Source organism: Inquilinus sp. Marseille-Q2685 (assembly GCF_916619195.1).
Taxonomy (GTDB): domain Bacteria; phylum Pseudomonadota; class Alphaproteobacteria; order DSM-16000; family Inquilinaceae; genus Inquilinus.
The window spans coordinates 16389-31005 of sequence record NZ_CAKAKL010000011.1; the positions used below are offsets into that span (position 1 = coordinate 16389).

A 14617-nucleotide genomic window follows, 5' to 3' on the forward strand; every position below is an offset into this window, starting at 1 on the left:
TCGCCCCTCCCCTGCCGTCGCCCGATCATCGCCGATCAGGCGTCCGGCGAGTAGCCCGCTCAGGAGGTGAAGCCGCCGTCGACGATCAGCTCGGCGCCGGTGACGAAGGCGGCCTCCGGGCCGGCGAGATAGGCGACGGCGCCGGCGATCTCCTCGGCCCGGCCGTAGCGGCCGACGGCGATGCCGGGGCCGACGACCTTCGACACCGGGCCGCCATCCGGATTCATGTCCGTGTCGGTCGGGCCCGGAAGCACGGTGTTGACGGTGATGCCGCGCGGCCCCAGGTCGCGCACCAGGCTGCGGTTGAAACCGGCCACCGCCGCCTTGGTCAGGCTGTAGACGGAGGCGCCGCCGAATCCCGCATAGCGCGACATCGAGCTGCCGATATGGATGACGCGGCCGCCCGCCGTCATGTGCCGCACCGCCTCCTGCGTCGCCACGAACACGCCGGTGACGTTGACCGCGATCATGCGCTGGTAGTCGGCGAAGGACACCTCGTCGATCGGGCCGACCAGCGCGATGCCGGCGTTGTTGACCAGGATGTCGAGGCCGCCGAGGGCTTCGGCGGTGCGGGCCACGGCGGCGCGCACCGCCTCGGGGTCGCCGGCATCGGCCTGGATCGCCACCGCCCGCCCCCCGGCCGCCTGGATGGCGCGGACGACGCCCTCGGCCTTGTCCGGCGAGGCGCTGTAGGTGATGGCGACGGCGGCGCCGTCCGCCGCCAGCCGCCTGGCGATGGCGGCGCCGATCGAGCGCGAGCCGCCGGTGACAAGGGCGACCTTGCCGGAGAGCGGGGAATGGGTGGCAGGCATCTGAGGACACTCCAATGATTGATGGAGTGGATGTCGCATCGGCATTGCCGCATGATTAGCGAGGAATGACTGGAATCAGTCACAAGCATCCATTGAAGATGTGACGCCATGGAGACCCTCGCCAACCTGGAATCCTTCGCCCGCAGCGCCGAGACCGGCAGCTTCTCCGCCGCGGCGCGCCGGCTGGCGCTGACCCCGGCCGCAGTCAGCCGCAATGTGGCGATGCTGGAGCGGAACCTGGGCGTCCGGCTGTTCCACCGCAGCACCCGGAAGCTCACCCTGACCGAAGCCGGCGAGGGCTTCCTGGCGGCGATCGGGAGCAGCCTGGACAGCCTGCAGGCGGCGATCGCCGCGGTGTCGGCCGACCGCGGCGAGCCCGCGGGCGTGCTGAAGGTCAGCATGGCCGTGACCGTCGGCGTCGACCACATCCTGCCGCTGCTGCCCGCCTTCCTGGAGCGGTATCCCCGCATCCGCCCGGACTGGCGGTTCGAGAACCGGCAGGTCGACCTTGTGGCCGAGGGCTTCGACGCGGCGATCGGCGCCGGCTTCGAGCTGACGCCGGGCATGGTGTCCCGCATCCTGGCCCCGGCGCATGTGGTCGCGGTGGCGGCGCCGTCCTGGCTGCAGGGCCGGACGCCGCCGGCCGATCCCGCGGGGCTGGTCAGGCTGGACGGCATCGTCATGCGCTCGCCCCTCACCGGGCGGGTGAGGCACTGGATGATGCGCAACGCCGCCGGGCTGGAGATGGCGGCGACGCCGGCCGAGACCGTGGTGCTGAACGATCCCGCGGCGATGTGCCGGGCAGCGGTTCTGGGCCTCGGCGTCGCCCTGGTGACGGTGATGGACGCGTCAGCGCATCTGGACCGCGGCGCCCTGGTCCGCCTGCTGCCCGATTGGCACGCCGATGCCGGGCCGATCTCGATCTACTACGCCAGCCGCACCCTGCTGCCGGCCAAGACCCGCGCCTTCGTCGACTTCGTCACCGAGGCCTTCCGCCGCGAGCGCCTGGCCGAGCGCTTCGCCGGCGACCGGGGATAGCGCCGGCTACAGCCCCCACAGCCCCGGCTCGAAGCGCCAGGCGGCGATGCCGATTCCAGCGGTCGGGACGGCGACGGCCGCCGCCGCGTCCTCGAGCGGCGGCAGGTCGTGCAGGTGCCAGTCGGCGCCGGCGAGGTCCGGCGGCAGCACCGGGCGGCTGGTCCGCTCGGCCGGATCGGCGCTGACGGTGAAGCCGGTGAAGTCGAAGGAGAAGCCGCGGCCGATGCCCTTGGACAGCGCCTCCTTGCGGGTCCAGACCGCGAAGAAGGCGGCGGTCAGGGCCTCGCCGGACAGGCCAGCCAGGGCCGCCCGCTCCGCCGCCGAATAGGCGATGCCCGCGACCTCCATCGGCGGCGGGTGCCGCGCCACCTCGACATCGACCCCGACCTCAATGCCGCGGGCCAGCGCCACCACGGCCCAGGAGCCGCTGTGCGAGAGGTTGAAGCGCAGGTCGCCCTCCGCCAGCTCGGGCTTGCCCCAGGAATTCTGGCGGAAGCGCAGACGGTCCGCCGGTGCGTCGAGCACGCGGCCGAGCAGCAGCCGCAGCGCCGCATGGGCGGCGACGTAGCGGGCGCGCAGCAGGCCGGTGCGGAACCGGTCGGCGCGCTGCCGCTCCTCCGCCGACAGCAGGGCGAGGGCGGCCGCCGGGTCGCGGTCGGTCCGGAGGCGCCAGACATGCACCTGTCCCGGCGGCAGGTCGGGGACGCCCGACGGCAGGACCCAGGTGTCCGACATCACCCCTCCTCGCCCGCCCCCTGCTGTCATGCCCAGGCTTGCCCTGGGTATCCAGAAGGTCTCGATGTTCTCTGGATTGCCGGGTCAAGTCCGGCAATGACAATAAGAAAGAGTGGCCGGCCCTACTCCCCGTAAGGCAGCCAGATGTTCTTCACCTGGGTGGCCCGGCGCAGATATTCCCGGCCCTGCCCTTCGGCGTCGGACAGCCAGTCGCGGCGGCGGCCCTGGTTGGTCCAGGTCGCCTTGAGGTTGCCGGCGCTGGCCTTCTCCACCGCCGCGCCGCCTTCGGCCGGGCCGACATACCAGAGGGCGGCGACGTCGTCGTGCTCGGCCAGGGTCTTCGCCAGCGCATCGCGCTCGCCGGTGACGATGTTGACCACCCCGTCCGGCACGTCGGAGGTGTCGAGCACCTGGTAGAGGTCGGTCGCGGCCAGCGGGTGGCGCGGCGAGGGCACGGCGACGACGCGGTTGCCCATGGCGATCGCCGGCGCCACCAGCGAGACGAAGCCGAGCAGCGGCGCCTCGTCCGGGCACAGGATGCCCATCACGCCCCAGGGCTCGTTCATCGCTAGCGTCACCTGGCGGGCGCGGGCATCGTGCACCTGGCCGTCATATTTGTCGGCGAAGCCGGCATAGAAGAAGATCCGCCGCACCGCGGCCTCGACCTCCGCCGCCGCGGCCTTGGCCGAGGCGTTGGTCATGGCGGCGATCCGGCGGGCGAACTCCTCGGACCGCGCCGCCAGGTTCTCGGCCAGGTAGTACAGCACCTGGGCGCGATTGTGCCCGGCCAGGCCGCTCCAGCCGCTGGCCTTGTGCGCCGCCTCGACCGCGTTGCGGATGTCCTTGCGGTTGCCGAGCCCCACATGACCCAGCGACCGCCCCTTCGGGTCCAGCACGCTGTAGCTGTAGCCGCCGTCCGGCCGCGCCTGCTTGCCGCCGACATAGAGCTTGGCGGTGCGGTCGATCGAGGGCAGGTCGCGGTCGCCGCCCAGCGGCACCGCCGCCAGCGGCGCCGTGGCCACGGGCTTCAGCGCCGGCGCGTCCTTCTCCCAGCCCGGCACCAGGTATTCGAACAGGCCCTCGCGCCCGCCTTCGCGGCCGAAACCGCTTTCGCGATAGCCGCCGAAGCCTACCGCGGCGTCGAAGCTGTTGGCGCAGTTGATCCAGACCACGCCGGCCTTCAGCCGGGCCGCGACGTGCAGCGCCTGGTTCACCGTCTCCGACCACACTGAGGCGGCCAAGCCATAGCGCGAGTTGTTGGCCAGGGCCACCGCCTCGTCCGGGGTGCGGAAGGTCGAAGCCGACAGCACCGGGCCGAAGATCTCCTCCTGCGCGATGGTCGAGGCCGGCTCCGCCCCGGTGAACAGGGTCGGCGGGAAGTACAGGCCGCCCTTGGGCAGCGACGCCGAATCCTGCCAGCAGGCGGCACCCTCCTTCTTGCCCAGTTCGACGTAATGCTTGATCCGGTCGAGCTGCACCTGGGCCACGATCGGGCCCATGTCGGTCGACTTGTCGAGCGGGTCGCCGACCCGGAGCGTCGCCATCCGGCGCTTCAGCTTGTCGTACATCCGGTCGGCCACGCTCTCCTGCACCAGCAGGCGCGAGCCGGCGCAGCAGACCTGGCCCTGGTTGAACCAGATCGAATCCACCACGCCCTCGACCGCGGCGTCGAGGTCGGCGTCGTCGAAGACGATGAAGGGCGACTTGCCGCCCAGCTCCAGCGACAGCTTCTTGCCGCTGCCGGCGGTCGCCTCGCGGATCTTCCGCCCGACCTCGGTCGAGCCGGTGAAGGCGATCTTGTCGACATCGGCATGCTCGACGATCAGGGCGCCGGTGGCGCCGTCGCCGGTGACGATGTTCAGGACCCCCGGCGGCAGCCCGGCCTCCTGCGCGATCTCGGCGAAGAGCAGCGCGGTCAGCGGCGTGAACTCGGCCGGCTTCAGCACCACCGTATTCCCGGCCGCCAGCGCCGGCGCCACCTTCCAGGCCAGCATCAGCAGCGGGAAGTTCCACGGGATGATCTGGCCGCAGACCCCGACCGGGCGATAGCCGGGGAACTCGGTCTCGACCAGAGAGGCCCAGCCGGCGTGGTGGTAGAAGTGCCGGGCGACCAGCGGGATGTCGATGTCCCGGCTCTCGCGGATCGGCTTGCCGTTGTCCATGGTCTCGACCACGGAGAGCAGCCGCTCGCGGCGCTGGACGTGGCGGGCCAGGGCGTAGAGGTGGCGGGCGCGCTCAGGACCCGGCAGCGCCGCCCAGCCCTTCTGCGCCCGGCGCGCGGCCTTGACCGCGGCGTCGATATCCTTCGCGGTGCCCTGCGCCACCTGCGCCAGCGGCTTGCCGGTGGCCGGGTTCAGCACCTCGAAGCGGCCGCCCTCGGCCGGGGCGACGAACTTTCCGTCGATGAAATGGCCGAAGCCCGCCTCGTGCCGCGCCAGCCAGTCGCGGGCGATGCCGCTGTCCTCGGGCGCCGGGCCGTACTCCATGGTGTCGAGAATCTCCGCGATCCGGGGCATGGCTGAGGCTCCTCAGGCGGAAGCGTGGCGGAAGCCGGCCGAGTAGCGGCCGGTGACGAAATGCTCGATCTGGCGCTCGACATCGGCGAGCAGCGAGGAGGCGCCGATGCGGAACAGCTCCGGCTCCAGCCAGGGCCGGCCCAGCTCCTCCTTCATCAGGATCAGCCAGGCGATCGCGTCCTTGGCGGTGCGCAGCCCCCCGGCCGGCTTGAAGCCGACCCGCTCGCCGGTGCGGGCCTGGTAGTCGCGGATGGCGCGGACCATCACCAGGCTGACCGGCAGGGTGGCGTTGACATCCTCCTTGCCGGTCGAGGTCTTGATGAAGTCGGCGCCGGCCATCATGCAGACCAGGCTGGCGGCCTCGACATTGCGCAGGGTCCTGAGGTCGCCGGTGGCCAGGATGGTCTTCAGATGCGCGTCGCCGCAGGCTTCGCGCATCGCCCGGACCTCGTCATAGAGGGCGGACCATTCGCGGTTCAGCACCTGGGCGCGGTGGATGACGATGTCGATCTCGGCCGCTCCCTCCTCCACCGCATAGCGGATCTCGGCCAGGCGCTGCGGCAGCGGCGTCAGCCCCGCCGGGAAGCCGGTGGCGACCGAGGCGACCGGGATGCCGCTGCCGGCCAGCGCCTTCACCGCGGCGCCGACCATGGTCGGGTAGACGCAGACGGCGCCGACGGTCGGCGGCCGGTCGGTGAGGCCCAGCGCCTCGACCAGGTCGTCGCGCAGCGGGTGGCGGGCCTTGGCGCAGAGGCGCTGCACCCGGCCCGGCGTGTCGTCGCCGGCGAGCGTGGTCAGATCCATGCAGGTGATCGCCTTCACCAGCCAGGCGGCCTGCCACTCCTTCTTCACCGTGCGGCGGGCGGTCAGGGTGGCGGCCCGGCGCTCGGCAGCGCTGAGATTGACCCGCGCGGCCTCGACCCAGTCCAGCTCCAGCGCCATGCCCGGGTTGCGGTGGGTGTTGGCGGCCGGCACGATGCGGGCCACCGCCTCACCGGTGCCGTCTCGACGATGGTCGGGCATGGACGTCTCCCTCGAAATCTGCCGGAACAGAGCGCCGCCGGCACCGGGCTGTCAAGGCGCAGCGCGGAGCGGTACGCTGGCCGAAACAATGTCGGAGGGAGCCCTATGACCGAGAGCGCGCGCATGCTGACCGGCCGATGCTATTGCGGCGCCGTCCACTACGAGGTGGCGGACCAGTTCCTCTACGCCGCCAACTGCCACTGCTCGAACTGCCGGAGGACAACGGGGTCGGCGTTCAAGCCCTTCGCCGGGATCGAGCGCGCCAAGCTGGCGGTGACCCAGGGCCAGGACGGGCTGATGATCTATGGCGGGGAGGACCTCAACAACACGCATTGCCGGGCCTGCGGGTCGCTGCTGTTCTCGGTCGTCCGCGACGGCGCCTATGTCCATGTCGCCATGGGCACGCTGGTCGACGACCCGACCATCCGGCCGACCGAGCACATCTTCGTCGGCTCCAAGGCGCCCTGGTACACCATCACCGACGACCTGCCGCAGCATGAGGAATTTGCAGGCCAAGGAGATGCTTAAGAATAAGCGCTCCAAATAACCCCTCTATTTGTCATTGCCGGGCTTGACCCGGCAATCCAGAGGGTCTCGACAGCTTCTGGATGCCCGGGTCAAGCCCGGGCATGACAATATTGTTGATTCAGTTATTGTTCGAAATGCCCGAAGAGGCCATCCGGCGCACCAGCGCCGCCAGCACCTCGGCCAGGGGCGTGGTGCCGCGCCGGACCTCGCCGCCCTCGGCCTCGATCCGCCCGGCATTGTGGGCGTCGTAGAGCTCGGTGATCAGCCGGACATAGCCTTCGCTCAGCCCGCCGGCCGCCAGCGCCTGGTCCCACTGGCCGCGCGGCAGGGCGACCGCCTGGACCGGCCGGCCGAGCGGCCCGGCCAGGGCGGCGGCGACGTCCAGCGCGGTGTAGCGCTGCGGTCCCTCGGCATGGAGGATAGGCGGCGGCGCCTCGGCCGACTCCAGGAGATCGGCCGCGATCAGCCCGATATCGGGGGCGGAGACGGTGGGGAAGCGCTTGTCCAGCGGGTGGTGCAGGCTGGCCAGGACGCCGGTGGCCATGACGGTACGCAGCGACCGCGCCCAGTTCTCCATATGCTCGGCCGAGCGCAGGAAGGCGATGCCCGGCAGGCCGCCGAGCCGCTGCTCCAGCTGGTGGAACAGCAGGGTGATGCCGGTGCCGGCCGCATGCTGGGCGCCGTAGTCCGAGATCGCGACGGTGCGCGGCGGCCGCGCCGCCTGCAGCGACCGGGCCAGGCTGCCGACCAGGCCGCGGACCTCGGCCGCGGCGTCGCCGCGCGACGGGGGCAGCGGCACGATCGCCAGCACGCCCTCGGCGCCGCGCAGCGCCGCCGTCAGCGCCGGCGCGTCGGCGATGTCGGCGACGGCGACCTCACAGCCGGCCTCGGCCAGCGCGCCGGCCCGGCCGGGGTCGCGGACCACGGCCCGCACCGCCCTGCCCCGCCGCCGCAGCTCCCGCGCCGCGGCCCCGCCGACCCGGCCCGTGGCCCCGATGATGGCGAACATGGTCTCTCTCCCGGTATGCGAGACCTTTTCAAAACCCCCATTCCTCACCGTCATTGCGAGGAGGCGAAGCCGACGAAGCAATCCAGGGGCCACGGCGAGCGGCCCTGGATTGCTTCGCTGCGCTCGCAATGACGGCGTTGGGAGATTCTAAAAAGTGTCGCTACGCCCCTGAGCGGGGCCAAGTCGGGGCGGACTCTGCCGCGCTAGCCGGGCCGGGTCGCGCCGGAACGGACGGGCGGGAGCAGGTTCGGACGGCGGCGTTCAGCCCCGCTCGCGCCGCAGCGCGCCGGGGGTGATGCCGAGGACCCGGCGCATCGCCCGGGCCATGTGGCTCTGATGCGCGAAGCCGGCGTCGAGCGCCACCTGGGCCATCGGCAGGCTTCCGTCCAGCAGCAGCGCCCGTGCCCGCTCGACCCGGCGGCGGATCACGAACTGGTGCGGCGCCAGCCCGGTCGAGGCCTTGAACAGCGGCTTGAAATGCGACGGGCTGAGCCCGGCGGCGGCCGCCAGCTCGGCCAGGGCCAGGCGCTGGTCCAGCCGCGACTCGATCAGCTCCAGCACCCGGGCCAGCTGCCGCCGCGACAGCGCCTGGCCCGCCGCGGCCGCCGGCACCGGCGCCGCGTAGCGCCGCAGCAGATGGGCCGCCAGCGCCAGGCCGATGCTGTCGGCATAGAGCGGATCCGATTCCGCCCCCGCCTCCAGCTCGGCCTTCAGGGCCCAGCCGAGATGCTCGATCCGTGGGTCGCGCAGCTGCAGCCGCGGCGCGATCTCCAGCCGGCCGGAGGCCAGCCCCAGCCCCTCCGCCGCGCTGCGCATCAGCGCCGGGGCCAGGCGCAGCAGCAGGAAGCGGGCCGGCCCCTCATCCTCCCAGGCGCCCGACGCGCCGGCCGGCAGCAGGTCGATGTCGCCCTCGCGCTGCAGCCGATCCTGCACCAGCCCCTCGGCCCGGCAATGGGCCATGACCGGCGGCCCGACATGCAGGCTGAGCCGCAGGTCGGCCGAGGGCACGGCCTCGACCGCATGGCCGGTGGCGGCGAACAGCCCGGCGGCGAGGCCGGACCATTGCCCGGCCTTCTCCGGCACGATCGCGCCGGACCGGATCACCGGTTCATGTGTATCCATTTCGCCACACCTCCGGGCCGACCTGCGGCGTCCGCGCCGCAGTCTACGACCCGGCGCTTGAGCCGGCGAGGCCTCCCCGCTATATGGGCGGCGACCAGGCCGGGCCCCTCTGGCAGATCCTCCGGGATCTGCGATGTCGGACTGGAGACTCCATCGAGTGGCCCGCCTGCCGACCCTGACACGCTCCCCCGGGATGGCATGCAGGCCGCTCCTCGCGACGAAGAGGACGGTTTTCGCATGGAACATCTGCTGACAGGCGAAGCGCTGGCGGCCCTGGCCCAGGTCATCATGATCGACCTGGTTCTGGCCGGCGACAACGCCATCGTCATCGGCCTGGCCGCGGCCGGGCTGCCCAAGGAACAGCGCGGCAAGGCGATCCTGATCGGCATCGGCGCCGCCACCCTGCTGCGCATCGGCTTCGCCCTGATCACGACGCAGCTGCTGGCCATCGTCGGCCTGCTGCTGGCCGGCGGCGTGCTGCTGCTGTGGGTGTGCTGGAAGATGTGGCGCGAGCTGCGCCATACCGCCAAGGAGGAGCACCAGGCCGAGGAGGCGCTGGAAGGTCACGAGGTGAACGGCAACGGCGCGCCGCGCAAGACCTTCGCCCAGGCCGCCTGGCAGATCGTGATCGCCGACGTGTCGATGTCGCTCGACAACGTGCTGGCCGTGGCCGGTGCTGCGCGCGAGCACCCGGTGATCCTGATCTTCGGCCTGGCGCTGTCGATCGCGCTGATGGGCTTCGCCGCCTCCTTCATCGCCAAGCTGCTGAACCGCCACCGCTGGATCGCCTATGTCGGCCTGGCCGTGATCCTCTACGTGTCGATCGACATGATCTGGCGCGGCGCCATCGAGGTCTGGCCGCATCTCCAGGGCATGATGTAAGGCACAAGGGCCGGGCGATTGCCCGGCCCTTTCGTTTCGTAGGTTGGGTTCGCGCATGCGAACCCAACAGTTGTTCCGTCGGCACGATGTTGGGTTCGCCAGAGCGAACCCAACCTTGTATTGGCGCGATGGGTTAGATTGGCCTCGTTCCGTGAGGAATGGCCCGGCCGGGTGGCCACCCGGTCGAGCCGCCGATCGTCGGATCGTAACCCAACCCAGCGCTACGCCAGAAGGTCCCGCACCGCCAAAGCGACGATCTCGGTCGCCTTGTAAAGGTCGTCCAGCTTCAGCCGCTCGTCGGCGCGGTGGGCGTTGGCGTCCTCGATGGTGCGGGGGCCGGCGCCGTAGAGGGCGATCGGCACCCCGGCGGCGGCATAGTGCCGGGCGTCGGTGTAGAGCGGCACGCCCTTGACCGGGATCTCCTCGCCCAGCACCGGCGCGGCGCGGCGGCGGATCGCCTCGGCCAGCCGGTCGGTGCCCGGCAGCGGCGACAGCGGCTCGGCCAGCAGGATGCGGCGGACCGTGACGGTCGCCTTCGGGAAGGCCTTGGCCGCGTCCTCGATCACGCCGCGCAGCTCAGCCTCCACCGCCGCGCCGTTCTCCTCCGGGATCAGGCGGCGGTCGAGGCGGAAGGCCACCCGGTCGGGCACGACGTTGGTGTTGATGCCGCCCTCGATCAGCCCGATGGTCAGCTGCGGCGAGCCGATGCCGGTCACCTTCGACACCGTGGTCGGATACAGGCGCCGGTGCTCGTACAGCCGCGCCAGGATCGGCGTCGCCGCCTCCAGCGCGTCGATGCCGGTCGAAGGCAGCGCGGCATGGGCCGACTTGCCGCGCACTTCGACCTCGAGATGCAGGCAGCCATTATGCGCCGTCACCACCGCATAGCTGAAGGCGGCAGCGATGGCGAAGTCCGGCTTCGACAGCCCCTGCTCCAGGATCAGCTTCGGCCCGATCTCGCCGCCCGATTCCTCGTCATAGGTCACGTGCAGCTCGACCGTGCCGCGGGTCAGCTGCCCCGCCTGCTCCAGCGCCTTCAGGGCGAAGGCGTAGGTGGCGATGTCGGATTTCGAGACGGCGGCGCCGCGGCCATACATCCAGCCATCGACCACCTCGGCGCCGTAGGGATCGTGGGTCCAGCCCTCGCCCGGCGCGACCACGTCGCCATGCGCGTTCAGCGCGATCACCGGCCCGTCGCCGAAGCGGCGGCGGACGATCAGGTTGCTGGCGCTGATCATGCCATGCGCCTTCGCCAGCTCCGCCGGCACCGGATGGACCTCGACCTCGAAGCCCAGCTCGCGCAGCAGCTCCGTCGTCCGCCTGGCATGCGGCTCGCAGTCGCCCGGCGGGTTGTCGGACGGGACCTTGACCAGCTCCGCCAGGAACCGGGCCTGCTGCTCGCGCGCGCCGTGGAGCCAGGCGCGGATGGCGGTGTCGATGCTGTCGGTCATCAGGAGAGCTTTCGTCTTAGGCAGGGTCGTACTGGCGGAGGAGGTCGAGCAGGACGCGGACGGCGAGGTCCGCATCCTCCACGGTGATGGATTCGGCCGGGTTGTGGCTGATGCCGCCGCGGCAGCGCAGGAACAGCATGCCGACCGGGGTCAGCGCCGCCATCGCCATGGCGTCGTGGCCGGCGCCGCTGGGCAGGCGCCGCGCCGGCAGGCCGTGGCGGCGGATCGCTGTCTCCAAACGCTCCATCAGCGCCGGGTCGCAGCGCACCGCGCCGCCGTCATGGTAGCGGTCGAGCGTCAGCTCGACGCCGCGGCCGCGGGCGATGCCCTCCAGCGCCGCGGTCAGCTCGGCCATCGCGGCCAGGCGGTCGGCGTCGTCCGGCGCGCGGATGTCGATGGTGAAGCGCACGGCTCCGGGGATGACGTTGACGGCGCCGGGCTGCACGTCGAGCTGCCCGACCGTCGCCACCACGTCGCGCCGGGCCTGGGCGCAGCGCTCGACCGCCAGGACCATCGAGGCGGCGGCGGCCAGCGCATCATGGCGCAGATCCATCGGCACGGTGCCGGCGTGGCCGGCCATGCCGCGGACCGTGGCATTGTAGCGCGCAGCGCCGTTGATCGCCGTGACCACGCCGAGCGGCAGGTCCTCGGCCTCCAGCACCGGTCCCTGCTCGATATGCAGCTCGACATAGCCGAGCACGTCCTCGCGCCGCCGGGCTTCGGCCTGCAGCCCGTCCGGGTCGCCGCCGAACTCGCGCAGCAGGTCGCCCAGGCGCAGGCCGCTGTCGTCCCGCGCGTCGGCCACCGCCGGGTCGACCGTGCCGGCGACGGTCTGGCTGCCGGTCAGGGTGACCGGGAAGCGCACGCCCTCCTCGTCGCCGAAGGCCAGGACCTCGACGGCGAAGGGCAGCCGCTCGCCGCGCCGGTGCAGCTCCGCCACCACGGCGATGGCGGCCAGAACGCCGAGATTGCCGTCATATTTTCCGGCGTCGCGCACCGTGTCGATGTGGGAGCCGAGCAGCAGAGCGGGCAGGCCCGGCCGGTCGCCCTCGTAGCGGCCGACGACGTTGCCGGCGGCGTCGGTCCGCGCCGACATGCCGGCCTCGCGCATCCAGGCCAGCACCTGGTCGGCCGCTTGGCGGTGCGCCGGCGACAGGAAGGTGCGGGTCAGCCGGTCGGGGTCCTCGCTGAAGCGGGCCAGTTCGTCCAGCCGCTGCATCAGCGCCGGGCCGTAGGCGAGGGTGTTCTGCATGGGCGCGGTCCCGAGGCTCACGGCAGCAAATCCTTCAGTCGCAGGAGGGCGATCTTTTCCACCTCGGCCAGGGCCGTGGCGAATTCGGCGTCGCGCGGGTTGTCGACCCGGCGCTCGAAGGCGGCCAGGATCTCGGCCCGGCTGCGGCCCTTCACCGCCATGATGAAGGGGAAGCCGAAGCGCTCGACATAGGCGGCATTGAGCTCCTGGAACCGGGCGAACTCCTCCGGCGTGCAACGGTCGAGCCCGGCGCTGGCCTGCTCGGCGCTGGAGCTGGCGGTCAGCTCCCCCGCCACCGCCAGCCGGCCGGCCAGGTCGGGATGGGCGCAGAGCACGGCGAGCTGGCGGTCATGGTCGGCGGCGCGGAACACGGCGCAGAGCGCGGCGTGCAGCCCCTCGGCCGTATCCTGCTCATGGCCCAGCCCGGCCTCCCAGGCCGCCTCGGCGATCCAGGGCGAATGCTCGAACACGCCGCCGAAGCGGACGACGAACAGGTCGCGGTCCATGGTGCTGGGATGCGGGAGGGTCATCGGATGGCTCCAGTCGACTCGCATGGGAGGGGCCGGAGCCACCCCCTCACCCGAAATCGCTGCGCGATTTCGACCTCTCCCCAAGGAGAGGTAAGGGAGCGCGGCTCTTGCTCCCCTCTCCTTGGGGAGAGGGAGGGGCCCGTCGCGTTGGCGACGGGAGGGTGAGGGGGTTCGCGCCGCCAGATCGGTCCCTGCATCTCAGCCCCCATACGGATGCTTCTCGCGCCAGTGGCGGGCGATCTCGATGCGGCGGCAGAACCAGACGCCGTCATGCTGCTTCGCGTAGTCCAGGAACCGCTCCAGCGCCATGATCCGGCCGGGGCGGCCGACGATGCGGCAATGCAGCCCGATCGACATCATCCGCGGCGTCTCCGCCCCCTCCTGGTACAGCGCGTCGAAGCTGTCCTTGAGATAGGCGTAGAACTGGTCGCCGGAGTTGAAGCCCTGGACCGCGGCGAAGCGCATGTCGTTGGCGTCCAGCGTGTAGGGCACGATCAGCTGCGGCTTGCCCTCGACCAGCTCCCAGTAGGGCAGGTCGTCGTCATAGGCGTCGGCGTCGTAGAGGAAGCCGCCATGCTCCGCCACCAGCCGCCGCGTGTTCGGGCTGGTGCGGCCGGTGTACCAGCCGAGCGGCTTCTGGCCCGACACCTGCTCCAGGATCTCGACCGCCTTGCGGATATGCTCGCGCTCGGTGTCCTCGCCGACATATTGGTAGTTGATCCAGCGATAGCCGTGGCTGGCGATCTCGTGCCCGGCCTCGACCATGGCGCGGATCACCTGCGGGTGCCGCTCCGCCGCCATGGCGACGGCGTAGATGGTCAGCGGGATCTGCTTGCGCTCGAACAGCCGAAGGATCCGCCAGACGCCGACCCGGGCGCCGTAGTCGTAGAGGGATTCCATCGAGATGTGGCGCACGCCCGGCAGCGGCTGGGCGCTGACGATCTCGGACAGGAAGCTCTCGGACGCCGCGTCGCCGTGCAGGATCGAGTTCTCGCCGCCCTCCTCGTAGTTGAGGACGAACTGCAGCGCCAGCCGGGCGGCGCCCGGCCAGTCGGCCTTCGGCGGGTTCGGGCCGTAGCCGACCAGGTTTCTCGGATAGACGGACACTGGCCCTCCCTGCGCACGCGTGATCCCGGACATAGGATAACGGGCTCGCCCGCATCCACTTTTGCGATTGCGTTGAAAGTCTTTCCGCCGAACAGCCGTTGAGCAACGGGCAGGCGGGGTGAAACATGACAAGCGCAAGAAAACAACAAGCGCGCCACCACCGGAACAGGGCGATAATGCCCGGTGGCGCACCGGACCGCCAGCGACCGGCGGCAGACACGGAGAGGCAGGATGGCCGAGACACAGGCATCCCACCGGGGGCGACTGACCACCCATGTGCTGGACACCGCGCATGGCCGGCCGGGCATGGGCATCGCCGTGGCGCTGTACCGCCTCGACGGCGACCGTCACACCCTGATCGCCGAGACCCGGACCAATGCCGACGGCCGCTGCGACGCGCCGCTCTTGGCCGGCGACGACTTCCGCCCCGGCAGCTACGAGCTGGTCTTCGCCGTCGGCGCCTATTTCCGCACCGCCGGCGTGGCGTTGGCCGACCCGCCCTTCCTGGACCAGGTGCCGATCCGCTTCGGCATCGCCCATGCCGACCAGCACTACCATGTGCCGCTGCTGATCTCGCCCTGGTCCTACTCCACCTATCGCGGCAGCTGAACC

At 71.4% G+C, this 14617-nt stretch carries 14 protein-coding genes; 4 read left to right on the plus strand and 10 right to left on the minus strand.

Going from position 1 to position 14617, the window contains the following annotated elements:
- Positions 1 to 59: 59 nt before the first annotated feature.
- A complete protein-coding gene (locus LG391_RS30945; RefSeq protein ID WP_225772362.1) occupies positions 60 to 812 on the minus strand; it encodes a 3-oxoacyl-ACP reductase family protein in 753 nt (250 codons plus the stop codon).
- Positions 813 to 920: 108 nt separating this feature from the next.
- Between LG391_RS30945 and LG391_RS30950 the strand changes: the two genes are divergently transcribed.
- On the plus strand, positions 921 to 1850 hold the full coding sequence (locus LG391_RS30950) for a LysR family transcriptional regulator (protein WP_225772364.1): 930 nt from the start codon (positions 921 to 923) through the stop codon (positions 1848 to 1850).
- Positions 1851 to 1856: 6 nt separating this feature from the next.
- Here the strand turns inward: LG391_RS30950 and LG391_RS30955 are convergent, their stop codons facing one another.
- The 3 genes from LG391_RS30955 to deoC form a co-directional block, all read right to left on the minus strand.
- The gene (locus tag LG391_RS30955; protein WP_225772366.1) at positions 1857 to 2585 is read right to left on the minus strand and encodes a 4'-phosphopantetheinyl transferase superfamily protein; all 729 of its coding nucleotides are present in this window, start codon (positions 2583 to 2585) and stop codon (positions 1857 to 1859) included.
- A gap of 122 nt (positions 2586 to 2707) precedes the next feature.
- Complete coding sequence (locus tag LG391_RS30960; RefSeq protein ID WP_225772368.1) at positions 2708 to 5101, minus strand: aldehyde dehydrogenase family protein; 2394 nt, start codon at positions 5099 to 5101, stop codon at positions 2708 to 2710.
- Positions 5102 to 5113: 12 nt separating this feature from the next.
- Positions 5114 to 6124, minus strand: coding sequence for a deoxyribose-phosphate aldolase (gene deoC, locus LG391_RS30965; RefSeq protein ID WP_225772369.1), 1011 nt, complete (start codon positions 6122 to 6124; stop codon positions 5114 to 5116).
- A 105-nt stretch (positions 6125 to 6229) separates the two neighbouring features.
- On the opposite strand from deoC, the gene LG391_RS30970 reads away from it, so the two are divergent.
- Complete coding sequence (locus LG391_RS30970; RefSeq protein WP_225772371.1) at positions 6230 to 6652, plus strand: GFA family protein; 423 nt, start codon at positions 6230 to 6232, stop codon at positions 6650 to 6652.
- Between the two features lie 118 nt (positions 6653 to 6770).
- Here LG391_RS30970 and LG391_RS30975 read toward each other — a convergent pair whose 3' ends face one another.
- Together LG391_RS30975 and LG391_RS30980 are read right to left on the minus strand one after the other, a co-directional pair.
- Positions 6771 to 7661 (minus strand): NAD(P)H-binding protein, encoded by an 891-nt coding sequence (locus LG391_RS30975; RefSeq protein ID WP_225772373.1) that lies wholly within the window; start codon positions 7659 to 7661, stop codon positions 6771 to 6773.
- Positions 7662 to 7922: 261 nt separating this feature from the next.
- Positions 7923 to 8783 (minus strand): helix-turn-helix transcriptional regulator, encoded by an 861-nt coding sequence (locus LG391_RS30980; protein WP_225772375.1) that lies wholly within the window; start codon positions 8781 to 8783, stop codon positions 7923 to 7925.
- A gap of 237 nt (positions 8784 to 9020) precedes the next feature.
- Here LG391_RS30980 and LG391_RS30985 point away from each other — a divergent pair, with 237 nt between their 5' ends.
- A complete protein-coding gene (locus tag LG391_RS30985) occupies positions 9021 to 9665 on the plus strand; it encodes a TerC family protein (protein WP_225772377.1) in 645 nt (214 codons plus the stop codon).
- A 221-nt stretch (positions 9666 to 9886) separates the two neighbouring features.
- On the opposite strand, the gene LG391_RS30990 is transcribed toward LG391_RS30985, so the two are convergent.
- The 4 genes from LG391_RS30990 to puuE all read right to left on the minus strand — a co-directional run bounded on the left by LG391_RS30990 (position 9887) and on the right by puuE (position 14005).
- Positions 9887 to 11116 carry an ArgE/DapE family deacylase gene (locus LG391_RS30990; protein WP_225772379.1) on the minus strand — a complete coding sequence of 410 codons (1230 nt, stop codon included), beginning with the start codon at positions 11114 to 11116 and terminating at the stop codon, positions 9887 to 9889.
- A 16-nt stretch (positions 11117 to 11132) separates the two neighbouring features.
- On the minus strand, positions 11133 to 12368 hold the full coding sequence (locus LG391_RS30995) for an allantoate amidohydrolase (RefSeq protein ID WP_225772381.1): 1236 nt from the start codon (positions 12366 to 12368) through the stop codon (positions 11133 to 11135).
- Positions 12369 to 12385: 17 nt separating this feature from the next.
- Positions 12386 to 12898: a 2-oxo-4-hydroxy-4-carboxy-5-ureidoimidazoline decarboxylase gene (gene uraD / locus LG391_RS31000; protein WP_225772383.1), complete on the minus strand. Its 513-nt coding sequence runs from the start codon at positions 12896 to 12898 to the stop codon at positions 12386 to 12388.
- Between the two features lie 198 nt (positions 12899 to 13096).
- Complete coding sequence (gene puuE / locus LG391_RS31005) at positions 13097 to 14005, minus strand: allantoinase PuuE (RefSeq protein ID WP_225772385.1); 909 nt, start codon at positions 14003 to 14005, stop codon at positions 13097 to 13099.
- 231 nt (positions 14006 to 14236) lie between these two features.
- Between puuE and uraH the strand changes: the two genes are divergently transcribed.
- Complete coding sequence (gene uraH / locus LG391_RS31010) at positions 14237 to 14614, plus strand: hydroxyisourate hydrolase (RefSeq protein WP_225772387.1); 378 nt, start codon at positions 14237 to 14239, stop codon at positions 14612 to 14614.
- Positions 14615 to 14617: the final 3 nt, after the last annotated feature.